This is a genomic window from Pseudomonas sp. CM27 (genome assembly GCF_013179515.1).
In the GTDB taxonomy this organism is placed as follows: Bacteria; Pseudomonadota; Gammaproteobacteria; order Pseudomonadales; family Pseudomonadaceae; genus Aquipseudomonas.
This window is the reverse complement of sequence record NZ_JABMCN010000328.1, coordinates 1-5,629: the sequence shown is the minus strand read 5'-3', so window position 1 is coordinate 5,629 and position 5,629 is coordinate 1. Positions and strand designations below refer to the sequence as shown.

General features: G+C 63.4%; 6 protein-coding genes. All 6 read right to left on the bottom strand.

The window, feature by feature from the left end; all coding sequences use genetic code 11:
- On the bottom strand, positions 1–906 hold a 906-nt coding region (locus HP547_RS26905), incomplete at its 3' end, for an OprD family outer membrane porin (protein ID WP_172288458.1).
- 44 nt (positions 907–950) lie between these two features.
- Positions 951–2,267: an MFS transporter gene (locus HP547_RS26900; RefSeq protein ID WP_172288456.1), complete on the bottom strand. Its 1,317-nt coding sequence runs from the start codon at positions 2,265–2,267 to the stop codon at positions 951–953.
- A gap of 67 nt (positions 2,268–2,334) precedes the next feature.
- Complete coding sequence (locus tag HP547_RS26895) at positions 2,335–2,859, bottom strand: gamma carbonic anhydrase family protein (RefSeq protein ID WP_172288454.1); 525 nt, start codon at positions 2,857–2,859, stop codon at positions 2,335–2,337.
- A 12-nt stretch (positions 2,860–2,871) separates the two neighbouring features.
- A complete protein-coding gene (locus HP547_RS26890; RefSeq protein ID WP_172288452.1) occupies positions 2,872–4,062 on the bottom strand; it encodes a CaiB/BaiF CoA-transferase family protein in 1,191 nt (396 codons plus the stop codon).
- 24 nt (positions 4,063–4,086) lie between these two features.
- Positions 4,087–5,028: a hydroxymethylglutaryl-CoA lyase gene (locus HP547_RS26885; protein ID WP_172288450.1), complete on the bottom strand. Its 942-nt coding sequence runs from the start codon at positions 5,026–5,028 to the stop codon at positions 4,087–4,089.
- A gap of 98 nt (positions 5,029–5,126) precedes the next feature.
- On the bottom strand, positions 5,127–5,629 hold a 503-nt coding region (locus HP547_RS26880), incomplete at its 5' end, for a LysR substrate-binding domain-containing protein (protein ID WP_256676452.1).

Sequence of the window (5,629 nt, the reverse complement as noted above, 5' to 3'; positions counted from 1 at the left end):
GTAGGCATACGCCGTATCGCCACGGCCTTTCTGATACCCCCCACTCAACGTGTGCCCGCGGACGCTGTAGCCGAAGTTGGTGCTGAGGGTCTGGTTGTCGACCTCACCCAGCAGCGCCCGGCCCTGATCGCGCGCATCGAACCATCGCCATTCGGTGAAAACCTCGCCAGGCCCCAGGCCGGTCTTGAACCGCAATCCGGCGAAATCACGGTGGAACAGATCTTCAAGTTCACTGGTATGCACGCTCAGGGTCAGATTCGCCAGGGGTTGATAATCGACCCCGGCGTAGTACAGCCGATCACTGGTAACGGTTGCCGAATAGGCGCCCTGCTGTGCCATTGCAGTCAGGTCCTCATAGTCAGTGGAGTCGCGAAGCTTGGTGCCATCCACCTGCAGAAAGGTGAATGTGAACCGGTCCAGGTCCTTGCTCACCAGTTGCGCACCGTTGAACCACTGGGGAAACAATCGGCTGTTATTGGACGCCAGTAACGGCAACTGCGGGCTCAGGCCGCCGACCTTCAGCTCTGTATGCGCCAACCGGGCTTTGAAAGTGGCGACGGCTTTGGCGTATTCGTCTGCAGCGCGCCTGTCACTGCCCCTGGGCAGCAATCCGGTGCCGCTACGGTCGGGCGACGAATCCAGCTTTACCCCGAGCATGCCCGCTGCATCCAGGCCGAAGCCGACCACGCCTTCGGTGTAACCCGACTGCAAGCGCAGCATCAAGCCCTGGGCCCATTCACCACGCCGGGATTGCGCGGCGCTGTCGGCGTGAAAGTCGCGGTCGAAATAGAAGTTGCGCAGTTCCAGGCTGCCGCTGCCGTCCCCCATGAACGCAGCGTGGACGGTTTGGCAGGTGCAGCAAAGCGCCGCGAGCATCAGCGATGCCCGCCGGGAAATAACGATCATGGGATGTGCCTTTTTCTTGTTGTTGTTCGAAGACTCAGCGCCACTCAGCTTCTGGGGTTGCGCACGTAGCGCATCACCACCAGGCAGGCGATCAGGATCAGCGGCGCGATCGACAGCATGCCCATGTAGGTGCTGCCGGTAAGGTCATTGATCTTGCCCACCATCACCGGCGCGACAATGCCGCTCAGTTGCCCGACCGAGTTGATTGCCGCAGTGCCGGTGGCAATCGCCAGCCCCGAGAAGGTCGATTGCGGAATGGTCCAGAAGATCGGGATGGCGATGAACGTGCCAGCAGTAGCCAGCACCAGTGCGGCCATCATCGCCACGGACGAACCGGAAAACAGGCATGCCAGCAGATAACCCGCTGCCGCTGCCAGCAGGCAGTACACCAGGTAGCGCTTGCGCTCGCCGGTGCGGTCGGAGCGGCGGGTGAGCAGCACCATGCCGACGCAGGCTACTGCGTAGGGCAGTGCCGACAGCACGCCAACCCAGAGCATGTCCTGCACACCCGAAGACTTGATCAGGTGCGGCATCCAGAAATTCAGCCCATAGGAGGCGGTTTTGACCACGTAGTAGATGAACGCCATGATCGCCACTTCACGGGTCAGCAACACCCGCCACAGCGAGCCGAGAATCGGCTTTGCAGTGCGTTTGTCCTCGGCCAGATTCTGTACCAGCAGGTCCTTTTCTTCGCGGCTCAGCCACTTCGCCGATTCGATATCACGGTCCAGCTTCCACAGCACCAGTACGCCCAGCACCACGCACGGCAGGCCGGACATCAGGAACAACCAGTGCCAGCCGGCCAGGCCCAGCACGCCGTCCATGGTGCCCAGCAGGAAGCCCGCTGCAGGCCCACCGACAGCCCCGGCCAACGGCACCGCCAGGAACCACAGGCCATTCATTTTTGCCAGGTGTTTGCGGGGAAACCAGCACGCCAGGTAGAACAGGATCGCCGGGCCGAATCCGGCCTCCATCACGCCGATCAGAAACCGCAGGAAGTACAGCGTGTACTGGGTATAGGCGAACACCAGCGCAGCCGTGGCCAGGCCCCACGACACCATGATCCGGCAGATCCACGCCGGTGCTCCGTAGCGCTTCAGGCCAAAGCTGCTGGGCACTTCGAACAGCACGTAGCCGACGAAGAACATGCTCGCTGCCAGGCCGTAGGCGGCATCGCTCAAGCCCAGTTCCTGCTGCATCTGAGCCTTGGCGAAACTGATGTTGATGCGGTCGAAGTACGAGAACAGGAAGCAGATGATGGCCAGCGGCATGATGCGCCAGGCCACGCGGCGGTACAGCAGCAATTCGTCGATGTGGCTGTCGTTGCGCTCACGCGCGAGTTCGCCGGTCATGGCAACCATGGTGGATCTCCATTGTTGTAATTATTGGAGAGCAGCAGCACCTCCGGGGGCGCCGCCTGCAGGGTTTTCAGCGGATTCGGACCAGCTTCTCCTTGAACGCCTGGCCTTTGCCGACATACTCGGCGGCATTGCGCTGCATGCTGGCGATGGCTTCTGGCGTCAGCTCGCGCACCACTTTGGCCGGCGCCCCGAGGATCAGTGAATTGTCAGGGAACACCTTGCCCTCGGTGACGATAGCGCCGGCACCGACCAGGCAGTTGTTACCGATGACCGCGCCATTGAGCACCACCGCCTGAATGCCGATCAGCGCGCCGTCACCGATAGTGCAGCCATGCAGCATGGCCTGGTGCCCGATAGTCACGCCGCGCCCGACGGTGAGCGCAAAGCCAGGGTCGGCATGCAGCACCGCACCTTCCTGTACGTTGCTGTGCTGGCCGATATGGATGGGTTCATTGTCCCCGCGCAGCACGGCCTGCGGCCATACACTGACGCCTTGTTCGAGCGTAACGTCGCCGATCACCGTGGCATCTTCGGCAACGAAGGTTTCCGGGTGAAGGTTGGGCGTGCGGGTGTCGTATTGATAGATCGCCATTTCAACTCGTCCTCAGGCTGCGTCGTCGGTTTTCAGTACGCCCGCCGCGCAAAGCTCGGCAATGTGCGCATCGCTGTAGCCCAGCTCACGCATCACCTTGCGTGTATGCTCGCCAATCCGTGCAATCGCCCGGCGTGGCTGCAGGCGCTGGCCGTCCAGCGACAGTGGCAGCAACGGCATCGGTGTGTGGCTGCCGTCTTCGAGCTGAAGCTCGGCCATGCCGCCACTCTGCTGCAGGTGCGGGTCATCGAACAGTTCTTCAGGCCGGCGAATCGGCGCGAAGGGAATGCCGTTGGCTTCCAGTTGCAGCGCCAGTTGCCCTGCGTCGAGTAGCGTGAACACTTCGGCCAGGTGCGCCAGCAGACGTGGCCGCTGCAACACGCGGTCGTTGTTGCTGGCCAGCGTCGGGTCATCGAGCAAAGCTGCCTGCCCCAGTACCTGGCACAACGCCCGCCACTGCCCTTCACCGGTAGCCGCCACGAACATCTGCTCGCCGCCGGCGAAGGTGAACACGTCATAGATGGCCCAGGCACTGATGCGGTTGGGCATCGGCGCTGCCGCCTCGCCGGTGACCACGTACTGCTGCATGTGCTGGGCTGCCAGCAGTACGCAGTTCTCGTACAGGGCGCTTTGCACTTCGCGGCCACTGCCGGTGGTGTGGCGCTCATTGAGCGCCGCCAGCACGCCAATGGCCCCGAACATGCCGCCCATGATGTCGTTGACCGAGCTGCCCGCACGCAACGGGCGGCCCACTGGCCCGGTCATGTAAGCCAGGCCCGCCATCATCTGCACCACCTCGTCCAGCGCCAGGCGGTTGTCGTAGGGCCCGCTGAGGAAGCCCTTGTGCGATGCATAGATCAGCCGGGGGTTGCGCTGACGCAGCGCGGGGTAGCCGAACCCCAGCTTGTGCATCCGGCCGGGCTTGAAGTTTTCGATGAACACGTCGGCGGTGTCGATCAGCTGCAGGACCGCCTCGCGGCCCTCGGGGGTTTCGACATCGACGGCGATGCACTGCTTGTTGCGGTTGAAGGTACGAAAAAAACCCGCCCCCGCACCCAGCAAGCGGCGCGTGCCGTCACCGCGCACCGGTTCGATCTTGATCACTTCGGCACCCAGGTCACCGAGAATCATGCCGCAGGTCGGGCCCATGACCATGTGTGAAATTTCGACGACACGGATGCCGTCCAAGGGAAGTCTGGACATCGTGGTGCTCCTCGTTCAGGCAGGTCAGGCGTGCTGTTCGGTGTGCGGCGAAGGGTGGGCAAAGCCAAGCGGCAAACCGGCGCGGGCAATACACCCGTAGAGAGGCTCGCCCGGCAGCGCTTCAGTCAGTACCTGGCGCGAAGCGATCAGCGCAGGCAGGTCGATGCCAGTGTCGTAGCCCATGCTTTGCAGCATGAACACCAGGTCCTCGGTAACGGTGTTGCCGGATGCGCCCGGGGCGAACGGGCAGCCACCCAGCCCGGCCAGCGAGGCATCCAGCTCGCCGATACCCTGCTGCACCGCCACCAGGCTGTTGGCGAGGGCCAGGCCGCGGGTATCGTGGAAGTGCGCCGCCTTCAGCCGCTCGCCGGCAATTGCCCGCACCGCCTGCAGTACGGTTGCCACCTGGCCGGGGTTGGCGTAGCCGGTGGTGTCGCCCAGGGAGACCAGGTCACAACCCGCCTCGATGACCTGGCGGGTCAGCGCGCAGAGGTCGGCCAAGGGCACTTCACCCTGGCGGGTGCAACCAAAGGCTACCGACATGCCAGCCACTAGCTGCACATCGTGCAGGCCCATTTCGGAACGCAGTTGGCACATGCGGCCCAGTTCTTCGACCATTTCCATGGGTGTGCGGCGCACATTGGCCAGGCTGTGGGCCATGCTCACCGACACCGGCGCAACGATGCGCTGCGCACCCGATTCCAATGCGTCCCTGGCGCCACGCAGGTTCGGCGCCAGCACAGTGACTTGCAGATCGGGGTATGTGAGGGCGTGGGCCACCACTTCGCGCGCGTCGGCCATTTGCGGCAGCAGGCGTGCCGGCACGAACGAGGCGACTTCCATATGGCGCACGCCGGCAGCGTAGGCGGCGTCGATCCAGCGGCGTTTGGCAGCGGTCGGCATAATCGTTTGCAAGCTCTGCAAGCCATCACGCAGGCCGACTTCGTTGATTGTTATTGTTGTCATCACGGTCTCTCTGTCTGAAGCGTTGCGCCAGACTAAAAGCTGGGTGCCAAGCAGAAAAGACGTGTTTCACGGGCTGATCCATCGCCAGCCACGATGGATCAGCCAGGCGCCTGCCAGGCCGGTGCGCGCAGCAGCAAGTGGTCAAGCAGGCGCCGCGCCGACAGGGACAATGCGTGCCGGTCGCGCATGCAGATGACGAACTCGCCCAGCGCCCAGTCGTCGGTCAGCGGAATCACCTTCAGGTCGAACAACGTCGCATACCGGCCCACAGCCTCTTGCGGGAATACGGCCAGGCCCAGGCCGAATTGCACCAGGCGGTATGCCGCGTCGAACGACGATACGTAGGAGCGGAAGCGCAGCTCCCCGCCGGCCTGTTCGGCGCTTTTGCGCATGAAGGTGTTCAGGGTGGCGAAGGTCGACAGACCCAAGTGCTCGTACGCCAGTGTTTCTTCGAAGGCAAGCTGCTGGCGAGTAGCCAAGGGGTGGTCCGCACCGACCACCACGGCCAGGTGGTCCTGCCGGTAGGGCACGAACTCCAGGTCGCCGGTTGCCATGGATTTGCGACAGATGCCCAGGTCTGCGTTGCCTTCGGCCACGCCTC